Here is a 16,391-nt window from a genome sequence, read left to right as displayed (position 1 = left end):
TGTTATATCTAACTTTCCCTTTTTTAACTTTCACCTTTAAAGAATTCAGCTTTATGTTACCAGTAAAAAACAAGTCGATTTTGTGTATATGTTTTGTTACGGGAGCATTGATATTTATATCGCAGAATCTCTTTTCGCAAGTCGGTATTTCAGTCTCCCCGCCAAGGGCCTATTATAATCTTAATCCTGGGGAAACAAGCTCGCAAAAAATATATTTAAGCAATATCAGCAAAGAGCATGCGCTGAACCTGTCAATAACTTTCGGGGACTGGGAATATGACGACAAGGGTAACAACATTATGCTTCCACCCGGTTCACTTGATAACTCCTGTGCCGGATGGCTGACACTCCCCGGAGGAACATACCTTTCTCTTAAACCCGGAGAGAACCGGGAGATAGACCTAAACATGACTGTACCAATAGAAGGTATAAAAGGAGAAGTGCAGACGGCCATGCTCTATGTAACTCAAATGAATCCCCTTGATGGCGCTGATTCACAAGGTGCAGCCATAAAAATTAATGTCCGCCAAGGGGTTAAGATATACAGAAGAAGTAGCATTCCGGAGATAAAAAAACTGGAAATAGAGAATCTTGGTTTAGACCGGGAGAACGGATCTATTTATCTGATTTTCACTAACTGTGGCAATATATGGATAAACGGAAAGGTTAGCAGCAGCCTTTTTAACAAGTCCACAGGTAATGAGGTTGAATTAGAGCCGATAGATTTTTATACATTGCCGGGAGATAAACGTACCTTGAGTATTCCTATGACAAAACCTCTGGTGAAGGGCGATTTTATTGCAACCGTAATGCTCGATTATGGTGATAAAACAACAATTGAAGCTGCAGAGCTGGTGTTTAGCAATGAGTAAAAAAATTCCACATATATTGCTGTTCTTATCAGTTGCAGCTATGTCGTACGGGCAGCTAATGTTCAACGGCTGGAGCCATAACTACCTGAATGTATATTCCTATAATGGAGCAGTGGCTGCAGATGGGTTTACCATGGGTTTTACTTATATTGGAACCAACCTGAATATTCCCGGGTGGAAACTGTCTGTCAGGATAATTGAACCTTTCACCGCAGGTAATAAAGCTTTCCCTTTGAAGCGACTAAGCCTGGTCCCGGTATATACTGAAGGTCGAGCAAATAATCCGGGACCACTACCAACCGTTCAACAGATAGGTATGATATCTCCGGTTATCCTTTCAGATGATAACGAGGTATTTCTGGTGCCCTCTTCCAACGCTCCTCTATACAACGTGAGCCAGTGGAATTCATATTATAATCTCAGAATGGTATTTGATTTCGTAGTTGCAGGAGGTGGATATCTTAACTCTCTAAGGAATAAGATATTTAACGGAGTTTTAAGGTTTACAGCTTACCGGTCGGATAATAGTGTTATCGGATATCAGGATGTTTTTTTTATTATTCATGTCCATAGACTCTCAGGCACACTTCCACCCGAAAACGAGTATTCAATACGTGTTTCGGCTGAAGCATCAAACGGATTACTTGAACTAAACAGTATGGACGATTATATTCATGGTAAAAATGTTACGTACAGCGATGGCTTGTTGGTTACAGCAACAACAGATTACCAGATATCTGTCAGATCTACAGATGCAAACTTCTCATCATTAGAAGGAAGTTCCCTACCTCTTGATGTAGTGAAGCTGCATCTTTCAGGAAGTGCCGGAACTTCTGTCCCTGCAACCTTATCAACCGAATCGAAAACCATATTCCGGGGTGTGTCAACTGGGAATGAAACAGCAACTTTTAATATCATATATTCTACACAGCCTAATGATTACCGGCTTTATGATGCATCATCAAACCTGTATGGAACATCTCTGATTTATGAAATAACGCCTCAATAATAATGTGCTCCCCCGAATACTTAATTCTATCATTTAAAGCACTGTTAATTGCGTTGCTTATATCCCGGGGTATGAATGCCCAATCGCTAGTTCCGGTTGAGCTTGAAATACGTGAATCGTCTCTTAATGGGCAGGTTATTAATCATATAATTAAAGCTACAAACAATACGAATGATACCTTGCGAGGAGTGATAAAAATTAATTCCGAAGCAGGCATAATTTCACGGCCGGAACGAAAGGTGTTACTGTTGCCGGGAGATTCACTGTTTGTTTCATACAAACTTACAGTAGAAACATGGATGAGAGCCGGGAGGAGGGCCGTAAGCTATGATTTTGTAAACGATGATGGGATTAAGCTGGCAAACAAGGAGATTTTCAAGGAGGTGGAAGAGAAATCGATACTTTTTTTAATGGCTGACCCTACGCCTGTTATGGTTGTTCACCCCATAGATTCGGTACATGTTCAGGTAACTGTAAGTAATAACGGAAATACTGTTGAAAAGGTGACTATGGTATTTAATGTGCCAAATCTGAGAGGGGCGCATACCTTTACCGAACAGTGTGATATCCTGGTCCCTGGAGAAAGTAAAAGATTTTTATTCAGCTTTGTTCCCAGCGACAACCTGCTTGCATCAAGCCAGTTCCCTGTATATGTAACAGGAATGAAAGGGAGTGAGAAAACCTTGTTCGGCAATAAAACCATATCTGTCCAAAACGTGCATTGTTCAGGCAGGTACATTGACACTCCTCCCTACAATTCAACTATACCCGGAATAACAGCCACGGAAAATGCTATATCGCTAAGCTATAAACAGTATAATTCATCATTAAACATGATTCAGGTTCATGGCAGAGGTCACTTAAACCTGCCTGCAGGATATCTGCAGCTTCAAGGCAATATAAACAAATACAATGCCCAATCTACACCGCTGGTCACCAACACTTCGCTGATGTATAAACTTTACGAAAATGAATTCATCATAGGTAATATAAGTGAACAGACGGAACTACCTATGTTCGGAAGAGGAGCAAAAGCAATGTTTTCTGATAGAAACAGTAACAAAAGGTTGATAATTGGCGCTATTGATCAGAATTTTAACTTGCTTGGGAGCCAGCCTTGGTTTTCAAACTACTATTCTATATATCTACAGAGCGAACTGGGTGCAAATAATCATAACAAGGGTGCAAAAATAAGCTATATATACCAGAAAAATCCTTATGAGAGTGCATATTTTCATGTTGCAGGAATGGAGCTTAGAAGCGGTATAGGGCAAAACTGGAATATATTTCTAAAAGGGTACGGAACAATTGGTAAATACAGTATGAAAAGCGGTAACAGGTTTTCAGGAGCTGCAGAATTTTTTTATCGAGGAAGAATTACACGCGACTTCACATTAAATGGCGAAGGATATTTCAGCGATGCTTATTTCCCGGGTAACAGAAAGGGAACAGCCTCATTTTCCCAGGGAGCAAATATTAAACTCAGTAACGAGCTGCATTTAAGCGGGAGTGTCTCATACAGTAAGATTAAACCAAAATCGTATGGTCATAGTTACAATTATCAATCGGAGAATAGTTATGGAAATATAACTATGTCGTTACCAGCTCATAAAAGGTTATCGTCATTGATTTATTACCAGCATCAGGGAGAAAGTAATCCGTCACGGGTGCTTTCTCCCATGGTGCCGGCAGGAAGTAAAAATTTGCAGATGAAGTCGCATCGCCTGGGGTGGCAGTGGGGATGGCAAAGCCGGGATATCGCTTATTCTCTGTTGGGCACACTCGATGGAGGGTTTTTTAAAAACCCTCTGGGAGATGATATGCAATACCAGACAAGGGCAACCATAAGTTATTCATATCAGTGGCTTGATCTGAATGCCACTTACCAAAATGGTGCTTATTATCTTTACGAGTATATGATGTCGAGAGGCCTTAATGAGCGATTTAGACGCTTCACAGCCTCAGCTTCAGCCAACAAAAAGCTTTCCAATAAACTATTTCTATCAGCAGGTATTAACTATAGTAAAGATAAATACCAGGGAGGCGTACCATCTGCACATATTAATATTAACTATATTCCAAAAAGCAATATTAATTTGTTCCTTAATTCATATTGGTACAGGTACGCTTATGGTGCGCATGGCAGAGGCGATATATTCAACGCACAGGTTGGTGTTACCTTTAAACTTGGAGGAACGCAGCCAATGAGCGGAAGAAAAAGCCGTGTGGCAGCACGGATATTTTATGACATTAATGCCAATGGTAAATTTGACGATGATGAAAAAACTGCCGGTAAATATTTGTTGAATATTGGTGAGAAGGTGTTTATTTCTGATGAGGAAGGGAAAGTCTCTTATTCTCTGGTACCTTATGGAAAGTACTGTATAAAGCCTTTTGAAACAGGAAGATGGTTTTTTGATCCAAAAGAGGTTGTCGTTAACGGTTCAAGAACTGTAATAGATATTCCTCTCAAAGAGAGCGGATCATTGCAGGGCGGCGTTAAATATTTATCTGATAAACAATATGATGATTTTATTCCGAGGTATGAAGGGCTGATGTTTACCATCATGAATAGTAGTGGCTCTGTTATTCAGACTGTGGTTACCGATAACAAAGGTAAATTTCTCACATTTTTACCTGTTGGGGAGTATACAATAATTCTCGATCAAAATACGCTTGCTGAACATACTTACTGTGAAAAGCCAACACAACTGTTCAGGGTTGAAGCAGGAGAAACAACTCGAATCCCGCTTTTCAGAATCGAGATAAAAAAGAGAAAGGTAAATATTAAACGTTTTTACGCTGCTCAATAGTGTCTGAATCTGACCATGTGCTGTGGACATTCGAGTGAATCTGACATGGTGTCTGAATCAGTAGTGTTTGAATCTGATCCGTGACTCATCCGAAGCCGGATTCTTTTTTATTTTTTCCTCTTTTTCTGCTTTTTGTTTTCCTTGAAATGAATCATTTGTGATTCAATTCCGTATGCCGTGATATAGTTGTTGATGATTTCAAGAAATTTCGCACCAAAACGTTCTGCTTTAACCTTTCCGAAACCATGAATTTTCAGTAGATCTTTTTCTGTCTCCGGCAGGTAATCGGCCATTTGTACCAGTGTCTTTACGGATGCCACAATATATACCGGCAGATTTTCCTCTTTGCTGATGTGGTTGCGGAGTTGAACCAGTTCACTTAAAAGTTCGGGGTGGTTCGATTTTAATTGTGTTCCGGTGCTGTCGCGGCTGTACGATGTGAGGGAGAAAGGGGGTTTCCTGAACTGACTGCGAGCCTTGTAGTACGACTCTACGCTGAAGTCATTGGCTGTGGCGGAAATCAGATGTGTTTTCAGGGCTGCAGCTGCAAACAGGGAAGTGATGTCATCATCGTATTCCTTTGCATTAGCCCTATTGTCGGTGGTTGCTGCAGATTCCTGTAACGTCCGCAACAATGTTTCAATTTTTTCGTTGAAATATAAGGAGGATGCACGAATCCGTTTTGTAAGAAAAACCTTGTCGACAGGTGTTTGCCGGATGATATGCTGCAGTTGTATTCTGAATTTACTGGCTACCTGTTCCAGTTCAGTTAACTTATTACAGACTTCACCCACGAAGGGAACAGTTTCTTCACTGAAGGAAGACTCGTTTTCCTTTGTATCGGAGTACCACGAGCGTGCTGTTTGAAGAATCGGATCAAAGTTGTATAGTTGAAGCAGTAAGTTAATTTTGAACTGTTCCTTTGCCAATTGAAGCTCTTCGGCAACATGGTTTTCATCGGGTTTTGACGAGGAGAACCGGACAACCTGTTCGTCTACCTCTATGCTGTAGCGGTTAATAGGGCTTTTCAGCACCAAGCTGTCAAGCGATCGGCAACGGCTTAGCGCCACATACACCTGTCCCGGTGAAAAGGCTTTTCCAGCATCGATAATTGCATTATCGAATGTGAGCCCCTGACTTTTATGAATTGTAATGGCCCAGGCAAGCCGAAGGGGAATTTGTTTGCAAGTGCCTATTATCTCCTCTTCCACCGCGTTGGTCTCGGGATTGGTAGTGTAGCGGATATTTTCCCATATTACGGGTGAAACGGTGATCTCATCTTTGTCGCCCGGACAGAGCACGGTTACGCTCTCTTCCATGATGCGGGTGATCTTGCCTATTTTCCCGTTGAAATAACGTCGTGGTACCTCCATGTCGTTTTTCACGAACATCACTTTAGCTCCCTCTTTAAGTTCGAGATTCATATCGGTGGGAAAAGCGTTCACAGGGAATTCACCTTTAACAACAGCTTTGAATTGGTGAACGGTTGTTTTGATTTTTTCCAATTCGGCGCTGTTGATCGCATCTGCGCTGAAGTTATGCGTGGTAAGCGTGATATAATTCTCATCTGGTGATGGGTTAAAATGCGGATCATAACGGCTTTGCAGCAGGTTGAACCCTTCTGGTGAAAGAGAATCGTTCCTCACCTGGTTCAATAAGTCAATAAAAAGGTTATCTGACTGACGGAATATCTTGTCGAACTCCACGTAAACCGGCGGATGCTCCTGAATGGACTGACTGTGGAAAAAATATATTCCCCGGTAATAATCCGACAAAATCCTCCACTCATCGGCCTTGGCCACTGGTGACAGTTGGTACATGTCCCCTATAAAAACCATCTGTACGCCACCGAAGGGCTCCGAGTGCCTGTGGCGTACACTGCGAAGAACCGTATCTATGGCATCTAGTACATCAGCCCGCACCATGCTGACTTCATCAATAACCAACACTTCCAGTTCACGGATCACGCGACGGCGGGCACTGTTCATTTTAATGCGGGCGATCAGCGATTCGCGTCCGGCAGGAGTCGGTGTGAACGGGGTAAATGGCAACTGGAAGAACGAATGGATAGTTGCCCCGCCGGCATTGATAGCCGCCACGCCCGTCGGCGCCACCACGGCTGTCTGTTTAGTAGTCTCGGCACAAAACTGGTGCAGGAAAGTTGTTTTACCCGTGCCGGCTTTTCCGGTAATAAAAATATTCCTGCCGGTGTGGGTTACAAATTCTTTCGCACATTCATATGGAGTAGGACAGGACATATCTTACCTTATAAAGCGACTTCGCTACCATTACATTCTTTCGGGAACATCAATACCAAATAGTTTCATCCCTTTTTTTACGGTCAATGCAATATTTTTTGAGAGTGCCAGCCGGAAATCACGCAGCGCTATGTTCTCTTCGCGAAGGATGGAGTATTCGTGGTAGAACTGGTTGTACTCCTTCACCATATCGTACACATAGTTGCCGATTAGTGATACGTTGTACTCTTCTCCGGCTTGTTTCACAATTGCCCCGAATTCAGACAGCATCTGTACTAAGCCTTCCTCTTTTTCCGATAACGGTATTGATCCGCTTAGCTTTTCAGGAATTACAATACCTTGCTCTTCCGCTTTGCGCAAAACTGATTTGATGCGGGCGTGGGTGTACTGAATAAACGGACCGGTATTACCATTGAAATCGATTGACTCTTTCGGATTAAATGTCATATTTTTCTTCGGATCCACCTTCAGGATGAAGTATTTGAGTGCGCCCATCCCCACCATGCGGGAAATAGCTTCTGCCTCTTCTGGCGACACATCATCAAGCTTTCCAAGCTCTTTTGAAGTTTCCCTGGCGGTTTCAATCATCTCAACCATAAGGTCGTCGGCATCTACCACAGTCCCTTCGCGCGATTTCATTTTCCCTTCAGGCAGTTCCACCATTCCGTAGGAAAAATGTATCAGTCCTTTTCCGAACTCGAACCCCAGCATATCCAGCAGTATTGAAAGCACCTGAAAATGATAATTCTGCTCGTTGCCCACAACGTAAATCATCGTGTCAATGGGGTAATCATCGAAACGCAGTTTTGCAGTACCAATATCCTGTGTCATATATACAGAGGTGCCGTCAGCACGAAGCAGGAGCTTATGATCCAAACCGTAAGTAGTTAGGTCGGCCCATACAGAATCATCCTCTTTCTGGTAGAAAAGCCCTTTCTCCAGACCTCTTAATACTTCCTTTTTTCCTGCCAGGTAGGTTTCCGATTCATAATAGATCTTGTCAAACGAGACACCCATCTGATGATATGTTTCATCGAAGCCTTCATATACCCATCTGTTCATTTTCTTCCAGAGGCTTACAGTTTCTTCATCACCGGCCTCCCACTTTCTGAGCATTTCACGTGCTTCCTCCATCAGTTGCGACTGTTCCTCGGCCTGCTCCTTAGTCAGCCCGTTATCCTGTAATACGGCCTGCTCTGCTTTATATTTTTTGTCGAATAATACGTAATAGTCCCCGATGAGATGATCTCCCTTTTTTCCCGATGATTCCGGTGTTTCTCCATAGCCCCATTTTAGCCACGCCAGCATCGACTTGCAAATATGGATACCCCGGTCGTTCACGATATTGGTTTTAACCACCCGTTTACCATTAGCTTTCAATACTTCGCTCAGTGAGTGTCCAAGCAGGTTGTTGCGTACGTGACCAAGGTGAAGTGGTTTGTTGGTGTTGGGTGAGGAGTATTCCACCATATAGAGTGGTGCATCATCGGCCACCGGTGTGAAGCCGTATTCTGGCTGTGCGTTAATATATTCGAGCAGTTTTACCCATGTGTCTGAAGCGATGCTCAGGTTAAGAAACCCTTTTATTACATTGAATTCAGCGATGATGGGAGATTTTTTTGCCAGATAGGTACCAATCTCCTGCGCTGTCTGTTCAGGATTTTTTTTCGATATTTTAAGCAGGGGAAATGTTACCAGCGTGTAGTGTCCTTTAAACTCTTTTTTTGTCTTCTGCAGAGTTATCTGCGACGTTTCCACATCTGTACCATAAAGTTCCCTGATTGCTCCTTTGATAGCCTCCTGGAGTATCTGTTCAATATTCATACGATTAAAGCTTTTATTTTCACTGAAGTTAGTCGTTTTCTACACTTTAAAACAGTAAAAAAACAGTTTTTACTGTTCGTCAGATTATCGAAAATATTTTTGTATGCTAATTTGTGTGAAAGGCTTTTATTCCCATTTCATACAAATGTTGTCTCTCAATTGAATGGACAAAGGTAAGAAAAATGGAAGAAAGTTCACAGATTCTTCACTATATCCTGAATAACCAGTCCTGAGAGGGTGAATCCGAATACGGCAGTTACCTGCACCATGGTTCCGTTAATCTGCGCTTTCCGGAAACTGCCATGCTCGCCGGCATCTGTCAACACATCCTCCCCCCTGTTATTAAGCAGCTCTTCGCTGTAGACGCAGAGTATGGGCTTTTGCGGCTTCCCTTCTTTTCGCATCCGCTGACGCAGAGCCGATGCCAGTTTGCAGCCACGTACTTTCCAGAATTCCGCTACGTGAATCTTCTGCGGATCTATCTTGAGCGCTGCACCCATCGACGAGAACAGGGTTGCACCGGTTTTTGAGGCTGTAATGAGGAGATGAACCTTGTTGGAAAGGGAGTCGATTGCATCTATAATATAGTCGTACTCTTCAAGGTGAAACGAACCGGACGATGCGGCATTATAAATTTCAGGTATTGTATTTATGATTGCATGTGGATTTATTTCTGTCAGTCGCATTTTTAACACATTTACCTTAAGCTCTCCAATTGTTCCTGTGGTAGCCGGCAGTTGACGGTTTATGTTTGCTGCTGCAACTCTGTCTGAATCCACGATGGTAAGATGCATGATACCGCTTCGTATCAACCCCTCGGCACACCAGCTACCAACGCCTCCAACCCCAAAAAGAATTACTTTTTTTGTGGTGATAGCTTGCATTGCATCTTTTCCTATAAGCAGCTCTGTACGGGCAAATATTTCGTTATACTCCATACCAGGATTAAATAGCGTGCAAAAGTAGTAATAAATCAGATAAAAACAGGCTATCAGAATAGAAATAAGTCTCTAAGAATTGAATATCAGGTAATGTTCCCTGACGGGGAGTACAAATAAAAGAGGGTGGAATCACATTGTGAAACACCCTCAGCGTTATAATACGTGGAATAATTTTTTAGTAGTACCTGTCGTTTTTGGGCTCGAAGTAAGCCTGGGGATGCAGACAGGTAGGGCATGTCTTCGGAGCTTTTTTGCTCTTGATGACAAAACCGCAATTACGGCACTGCCACTCTATCTCCTCTTCACGGGCGAATACTGTATCATTTTCAACATGGTTCAGCAGCTTCAGGTACTGCTCTTCGTGAATTGCCTCTGCCTTGGCAATCATTCGATACATTGTGGCGATCTCCTTGAATCCTTCTTCTTCGGCTATATCAGCAAACTTAGGATACATTTCGGTCCACTCTTCGTTTTCACCTTCAGCTGCAGCCTTTAGATTCTCTGCAGTGGTGCCGATCACTCCCGCAGGGAAGGCAGCGGTAATTTCTACCATTCCACCTTCTAGATATTTGAACATACGTTTTGCATGCTCCTGTTCTTGGTTGGCAGTATCCTGAAAAATGGCGGCAATCTGTTCAAAGCCCTCTTTTTTTGCCTGTTTGGCAAAATAGGTATAACGCATTCTGGCTTGCGACTCTCCTGCAAATGACTGCATCAGGTTTTTTTCGGTTTGTGTTCCCTTTACACTTTTCATAAGTTTTAGTTTATTTGTTTTTATTAATCCTTTCAGTATCGTCAGCTTACAAAAATAATCATTTTTGAGATTAAAATAAAAAAATAAAAGGGTAGCATTATTTATTTAGAATGATTATAAATATATGAACTATTTCGTTAAGCTAAATGAGCAGAGGACAAATTTATTTGGGCTATGCCATAGCGAGAAATAGTCTAACCTTAGTGAAGCATTGTTCCGGCATATTTAATAAAAACGGTTTCACTCCAGTTCGCTTAATTCGAGCCAACGCATAGTTTTTTCATCAATCAGCTGCATGATCTCCGACAGGTGGTTTGATTTGTTCATCAGTTCATCAGGGGAAAGGCTCCCTGATGATAGTTCGCTGCCTATGCACTCTTTCTCAGACTCCAGTGCTTCAATCTCCTGTTCCAGTGCTTCAAACTCCTTTCTCTCCCTGAATGTGAGCTTCCTTTTTTCCTCAGTTTTTTTTCTATGCTGATTAGTATCAGGTTTAGAAATACGGCTCATTTCGGATTGTATCTTATCATTCTCTGATTTCCATTCCCTGTATTGTGTGTAGTTCCCTGGAAAATCACTTATCTGGGCATCTCCTTGAAAAACAAGCAAGTGATCCACCACTTTATCCATGAAGAACCGGTCGTGAGATACCACGATAAGGCATCCTTTGAAGTTGGCAAGATACTCTTCCAAGATATTAAGTGTGATGATATCCAGATCGTTGGTTGGCTCGTCCAGAACTAAGAAATTGGGATTTCTGATCAGCACAGTGCAGAGATAGAGGCGCCTTTTTTCACCGCCGCTGAGCCTGTACACGTAGTTATGTTGTTTCTCGGGGGGGAAGAGAAAATGTTGCAGGAACTGCGAGGCGGTGAGGTGATTACCATTGCCGAGGTCAATAACTTCAGCTATATTCTGTACCACTTCAATCACTTTCATCTGCTCATCAAACAACAATCCTTCCTGACTGTAATAACCGAAATTCACTGTCTCGCCAATCTCGAAGCTGCCGCTATCAGGCTGCTCCTCGTTTAGGAGCATCTTAACAAAGGTAGATTTACCTGTACCGTTATTCCCTACTATTCCCATCTTCTCGTAGCGTGAAAAGATATAGCTGAAATCTTCCGTGATCTTTATATCGCCAAAGCGTTTACTTACGTTCTTTGCTTCAAAGATCTTATTCCCGATATACACACCTTTTGCTGCCAGGCGTATATTTTGGTCTTCACGCCGGTGTCGGGCTCTCTCTTCGAGTGAGTGGAATGCATCAATGCGTGATTTAGCCTTTGTGCCGCGTGCCTGAGGCTGTCTATTCATCCATTCCAGCTCTTTTCGCATCAGGTTCCTTGCTCTGTCTGTCTCGGTGTTCTGTGCAGATACTCGTTCATCGCGTTTTTCCAGATAATAAGAAAAGTTACCCTTATAGGAAAATAGTTGTTTTTCATCTATCTCAAGTATCTGCGTGCAGATTCTATCCAAAAAATAGCGATCGTGTGTTACCATGAGCAGACTCATGCTGTTCCGTGAGAGGAACTCCTCAAGCCACTCCACCATTTCAAGATCGAGGTGGTTTGTCGGCTCGTCCATAAACAACAGCTCCGGTTCGCTGATAAGCACATTTGCCAGCGCCACCCTCTTTATCTGTCCTCCCGATAGCTCGCCCATTTTCTGATGCAGGTTGGTGATCTTCAGCTGCGATAAAATTTGTTTGATACGTTGTTCATAATCCCAGGCATGATGTAAATCCATCTCGGTAAGTACCTCATCGAGCCCATCCTGACTACTGGAGGAGATTATCTCTTCATACCGGGATATCAGTTTCACTATATCGGTGCCGGTACTGAAACAAGCTTCAAGTACCGTCAGGTTTGGGTCGAACCGGGGAGATTGTTCCAGATATGCAAACCGGATATCATTACGGAATACTACCCTTCCATTGTCGTAAGACTCCTGGCCAGCAATAATATTCAGCAGGGTGGTCTTGCCCGATCCGTTCCGGGCAATCAGTCCTATCTTGTCGCTTTCAGCAATACCGAAAGAGATTTCACTGAAGAGAAGGAGGTCTCCAAAGCTTTTGGTGAGTGAGTCTATCTGCAGGAGTGGGGTGGGCATCTATCAATAATTTTTACAAAAATACAAAAAACTATTGACATAAGTTGCCAGGCTTTTCCTGTGTCATTGCCGATTTTTCTCAAGTCGGACAAAAATCAATGATAGCTATCAGAACTTCCACCTCAGGTAGCTGAACAGGTCGGTACGGCTATTGCCGTTAATCTTTTCCGTGCCGCTTCCGATAGTATCACGGTTGAAATAGTGTGTGTATCCTGCTTTCACGGAAAATGACAGATTTGTGGCAATATTATATTTTGCCGAGATTGCCAGCCGGTATCCTCGTCCGTAGAATGAAGGCATGTAGAATGTATTAAGCAGATTTCGTTCATACGAGTAGAGCCGTGCGTTATAGGTGTCAGCACTGAAGTAAGCCAGATATATATCGCCGGTGATTCGCCCTTTGCCTCGGTAACCTGTATTTTGGGAGATCATAAATCCGTTTTCAGCTGGTGAATGTTTTTCCGTATAATGTGCCATATCGGCTGTTGTCCGAAAATTCCACCCGTTTTTGAGCTCGTGAACATACCGCAGGCGGAGTTTATGTGTGGCATAGGGCAGTACCAAAGCAACCGGTTCACCGGGAATGCGCCTGTTCTTCTCCTTCTGTTTGTATCTGTAGCGGATATCCAGTGAATTTTGGCGAGATATTGCATAATTGCCCAGAAAATAGTATTCCACTGCTTTTGAGGGAGTGTCTATGCCAAAATTAAGCCATGGAATACGTATAAAGTCGATATACGTGTCAACCGAAAACTTCCGGAAAGGGCTAAAGGCACTGCCCAAAAATAGACCCTTTTCGTTCTGCACCCTGCTCCCTTCAGAAAAAGCCTGTCCATACGGAGAATTGTATGAGATAGGGAAATATCGGTGCAACAACGTAAAGGAGAGAGTTTGCGAGGGACGGTATTGTGCCGTGTTCAGTGTGGCTATAGCTCCGTTTTTAGCTATTGCTGTTTCCCCGGCAAAGATAAATCCGGGGAGTTGACAGGAATAGTCCACACTTGCGTTAGCATGCGAAGAGCCCCTCTGATAGTAGATGTTGTAATTCTGTTCCGGTGGGTTATATACTCTGTCATAAGTATTGTATAATCCGCTTATACCGACCCGTATCCCTTCTTTCCTGAAGTTGATATTTCCCCCTACCACTTGTTCCCGGGTATTCTTTTTCTTATCAATCTCCAGAGGTGTGCGATGCAATCCGTCGGTTTTGAACGAAGTGATTTCGCCATCACCGGAAAGGTTTGCGTCAATGCGTCTGTTGGAATAGAAGGCCGTTACAGATATCTTGTCATACTCATAAACAGCTGCCATCCCTCTGAAAAAACCGCTTTCGGCCGTAGAAAAGTGGCGTTTCGGATGTTGTGTACGCCGTGCGATATTATCGTTGCTCCATGCCTTACTTACCATAAAATCGTTATTAAGAATCAATCCCTGGCCGAAAGATAGGCGGTAGTCACCCAGTGCAATTGTTCTTAATCTCCCCATATCATTTATGATCATATGAATTCCGTAATGGTCGTACCCTTTAGGATGATCTGATTTAAAAAAAGGCTCTCCGGCATCTTTTTCGGCAGTCATACCCAACTGTACTTTATCTCGGTAACGAAAAGAGTATCTGAGTGATGTATAAAAATCCTCACCGCAATATTTTCGGTTAGGGTAGCGTTCAAGAATACTATCAGGAAACTCGCCGTAACCGGCACGGGGTGTAACTGTTTTGTCGAGTCGGAATTGAAGCTCGTTTAATCCTTTTTTCGCTATCCCGGGCAACGACAGTTTAGCTGTGGTTTTATCTGTTTCTCCCGTATAGAAGAAAGGGAGAATTAATTCAACAGTCTTTATATCCAGGCGAGGTACGTTCCTAAGCTCGTAAACTGTGTATAGGGGTCGGTTTTTCTCAAGAAAACCCATAATGGCATTAATCTCCTCAATCGAAAGGAGAGGAAATTGTTCCAGCTGATCGCGAGTTATGCTGTTCAGGTTCATCTGATTATTTTCCAGATAGAGTAACTCTTCATATATGTTCTCAATGGTGGTTTCACTTATCCCTTCTTCCTCAGCCATATGCTCCACATATATGCGCCAATTTGAATCCTGGGAATATATGCCGGCAATGGATCCAATAATGAATAAGAAGAGAGTAAATATTTTCATGTACTTCATTACGGATACTCAATTTAGGGTTTACTAAAGTTAGACTATTTACAAATATAACCCATTATTTTATGTTTTCACAAACAAATGATTATAAAATAGATATCATATTCATATAAGATCTTTTTCGTACCTTTGCCGCAGTTTTAATGAAAATTGACCGACATGAACAAAATGGTTTTGAAGTCGCTGGCGTTAATGTCGCTGGTGCTGTCATGCCTCGGGTGTGGGAAACAGAAAGACAGCAGGCGTGATTTTCATCAAATCCTTCAGTCCGGCACCCTGCGTGTTCTTACGCTAAACACATCTACTTCATATTTTATCTATCGTGATCAACCGATGGGTTATCATTATGATATGATTGTTGATTTTAGCAGGTATCACGGCCTTATCCCGGAGATTATTGTCGCAGAAAATCCAAAAGCACTTTTGGAGATGTTGCAGAGTGGAGAGGGTGATGTTATCGCATATAATATGCCTGTAACCAATGCATTGAAAGATTCGGTAATCTATTGCGGGCTTCAGCAGATCTCGCACCAGGTGCTTGTTCAACGTGCAATGAGAGGCGATACACTTCTTACCGATGTGACAGGGCTTATAGGGAAGAGTGTAACGGTTATTGAAGGGTCAAAGTATATTGACAGAATGGAAAATCTCAACAATGAGCTGGGTGGAGGCATTTACATTGAACATGCAGGCAAAGACACTATTGTCGTGGAGGACCTTATACGAATGGTTTCCCGTGGAGAACTGGCCTATACGGTTGCTGATGATGATCTTGCCAGGCTTAACCAGACCTATTTCAGAAACCTGAATGTTGATCTTCAGGTAAGTTTCGATCAGCGTTCATCGTGGATGGTGAGGAAGGATATGCCGGTGCTGGCCGACTCACTTGACAGCTGGATTGAAAACAAGGCGGCCGAGCCCGAATTTCTGCATATTATAAAACGTTATTTTGAAGAAGCGAAAGGGTTTTCCGCAAGTGACAGGTTTACATATGGAGATATTTTGGGGCGGGGGGTAATATCTCCTTTCGATATATTTTTTAAAAAGTATGGTAAAGAGAAGAAAATCGATTGGCGGCTGTTAGCATCTATTGCGTTCCAGGAATCAACATTCAATACTGAAGGGCAATCCTGGGCAGGCGCTGCAGGGTTGATGGGGCTGATGCCTGAAACGGCAGCTTCAGTGGGCCTTGATCAAAACCGGATACTTGATCCCGACTCCAATATACGTGCCGGTACTGAATATCTTAAAAGCCTGCTTGCACTTTTTAGATCTGTTGAGAACCCTGACGAACGCTTGAAAATGGCTCTGGCATCGTATAATGCCGGGGTGGGGCATGTCTTCGATGCACGGGCACTGGCAGAGAAGTATGAAGCGGATAAGAATGTGTGGGAAGGTAACGTGGAAAAGTATATCCTGTTGAAGCGTCTGAAGCAGTATTATGCTGATCCTGTGTGTAAGAACGGATATTTCAGGGGAGATGAAACAGTAAATTATGTAAGGAATGTAATTGGTAGATGGGAATTCTATAAGGAGAAAGTGAAAGAATAAATTACCTGTTTATTGATAAACAAAAAAATCATTATCTTTGTGTCAATGTTAAAACAGTTGTAAGTAAGTTGCGAAGTAAGGAAATAAAAAAGAATTT

Annotated in this window: 10 protein-coding genes; 4 read left to right on the top strand and 6 right to left on the bottom strand. The window is 42.7% G+C overall.

What is annotated here, in order from left to right; genetic code table 11:
- The first annotated feature begins 53 nt into the window (after positions 1–53).
- The 3 genes from KDN43_RS03245 to KDN43_RS03235 all read left to right on the top strand — a co-directional run bounded on the left by KDN43_RS03245 (position 54) and on the right by KDN43_RS03235 (position 4,694).
- Positions 54–872: a fimbrial biogenesis chaperone gene (locus tag KDN43_RS03245; protein WP_238868257.1), complete on the top strand. Its 819-nt coding sequence runs from the start codon at positions 54–56 to the stop codon at positions 870–872.
- Complete coding sequence (locus tag KDN43_RS03240; RefSeq protein WP_238868256.1) at positions 865–1,881, top strand: hypothetical protein; 1,017 nt, start codon at positions 865–867, stop codon at positions 1,879–1,881. Before KDN43_RS03245 ends, KDN43_RS03240 begins: the two co-directional genes overlap by 8 nt.
- 71 nt (positions 1,882–1,952) lie before the next feature.
- On the top strand, positions 1,953–4,694 hold the full coding sequence (locus KDN43_RS03235; protein ID WP_238868255.1) for a carboxypeptidase-like regulatory domain-containing protein: 2,742 nt from the start codon (positions 1,953–1,955) through the stop codon (positions 4,692–4,694).
- Positions 4,695–4,801: 107 nt separating this feature from the next.
- Here KDN43_RS03235 and KDN43_RS03230 read toward each other — a convergent pair whose 3' ends face one another.
- From KDN43_RS03230 to KDN43_RS03205, 6 genes are all read right to left on the bottom strand, one after another.
- A complete protein-coding gene (locus tag KDN43_RS03230) occupies positions 4,802–6,952 on the bottom strand; it encodes an HRDC domain-containing protein (protein WP_238868254.1) in 2,151 nt (716 codons plus the stop codon).
- 30 nt (positions 6,953–6,982) lie between these two features.
- Positions 6,983–8,776: an arginine--tRNA ligase gene (argS, locus tag KDN43_RS03225; protein ID WP_238868253.1), complete on the bottom strand. Its 1,794-nt coding sequence runs from the start codon at positions 8,774–8,776 to the stop codon at positions 6,983–6,985.
- A 194-nt stretch (positions 8,777–8,970) separates the two neighbouring features.
- On the bottom strand, positions 8,971–9,714 hold the full coding sequence (locus KDN43_RS03220) for a tRNA threonylcarbamoyladenosine dehydratase (protein ID WP_238868252.1): 744 nt from the start codon (positions 9,712–9,714) through the stop codon (positions 8,971–8,973).
- Between the two features lie 178 nt (positions 9,715–9,892).
- Positions 9,893–10,471, bottom strand: a complete 579-nt coding sequence (gene rbr / locus KDN43_RS03215) for a rubrerythrin (protein ID WP_238868251.1) — start codon at positions 10,469–10,471, stop codon at positions 9,893–9,895.
- A gap of 240 nt (positions 10,472–10,711) precedes the next feature.
- Positions 10,712–12,583 carry an ABC-F family ATP-binding cassette domain-containing protein gene (locus KDN43_RS03210; RefSeq protein ID WP_238868250.1) on the bottom strand — a complete coding sequence of 624 codons (1,872 nt, stop codon included), beginning with the start codon at positions 12,581–12,583 and terminating at the stop codon, positions 10,712–10,714.
- A 108-nt stretch (positions 12,584–12,691) separates the two neighbouring features.
- The gene (locus KDN43_RS03205; RefSeq protein WP_238868249.1) at positions 12,692–14,746 is read right to left on the bottom strand and encodes a helix-hairpin-helix domain-containing protein; all 2,055 of its coding nucleotides are present in this window, start codon (positions 14,744–14,746) and stop codon (positions 12,692–12,694) included.
- Positions 14,747–14,911: 165 nt separating this feature from the next.
- Between KDN43_RS03205 and KDN43_RS03200 the strand changes: the two genes are divergently transcribed.
- A complete protein-coding gene (locus KDN43_RS03200) occupies positions 14,912–16,294 on the top strand; it encodes an MltF family protein (RefSeq protein WP_407681804.1) in 1,383 nt (460 codons plus the stop codon).
- Positions 16,295–16,391 lie beyond the last annotated feature (97 nt).

The sequence above is a fragment of the Proteiniphilum propionicum genome, assembly GCF_022267555.1.
In the GTDB taxonomy this organism is placed as follows: Bacteria; Bacteroidota; Bacteroidia; order Bacteroidales; family Dysgonomonadaceae; genus Proteiniphilum; species Proteiniphilum propionicum.
Note: the sequence above shows the minus strand (reverse complement) of the source record. Positions and strands in the feature narration are given on the sequence as shown.

What these genes read in the sequence shown, in the direction of transcription:
- KDN43_RS03245 (WP_238868257.1), top strand. Translation starts at nt 54, where the DNA reads ATGTTACCAGTAAAAAACAAGTCGATTTTGTGTATATGTTTTGTTACG.
- KDN43_RS03240 (WP_238868256.1), top strand. Translation starts at nt 865, where the DNA reads ATGAGTAAAAAAATTCCACATATATTGCTGTTCTTATCAGTTGCAGCT.
- KDN43_RS03235 (WP_238868255.1), top strand. Translation starts at nt 1,953, where the DNA reads ATGAATGCCCAATCGCTAGTTCCGGTTGAGCTTGAAATACGTGAATCG.
- KDN43_RS03230 (WP_238868254.1), bottom strand. Translation starts at nt 6,952, where the DNA reads ATGTCCTGTCCTACTCCATATGAATGTGCGAAAGAATTTGTAACCCAC.
- argS (WP_238868253.1), bottom strand. Translation starts at nt 8,776, where the DNA reads ATGAATATTGAACAGATACTCCAGGAGGCTATCAAAGGAGCAATCAGG.
- KDN43_RS03220 (WP_238868252.1), bottom strand. Translation starts at nt 9,714, where the DNA reads ATGGAGTATAACGAAATATTTGCCCGTACAGAGCTGCTTATAGGAAAA.
- rbr (WP_238868251.1), bottom strand. Translation starts at nt 10,471, where the DNA reads ATGAAAAGTGTAAAGGGAACACAAACCGAAAAAAACCTGATGCAGTCA.
- KDN43_RS03210 (WP_238868250.1), bottom strand. Translation starts at nt 12,583, where the DNA reads ATGCCCACCCCACTCCTGCAGATAGACTCACTCACCAAAAGCTTTGGA.
- KDN43_RS03205 (WP_238868249.1), bottom strand. Translation starts at nt 14,746, where the DNA reads ATGAAGTACATGAAAATATTTACTCTCTTCTTATTCATTATTGGATCC.
- KDN43_RS03200 (WP_407681804.1), top strand. Translation starts at nt 14,912, where the DNA reads ATGGTTTTGAAGTCGCTGGCGTTAATGTCGCTGGTGCTGTCATGCCTC.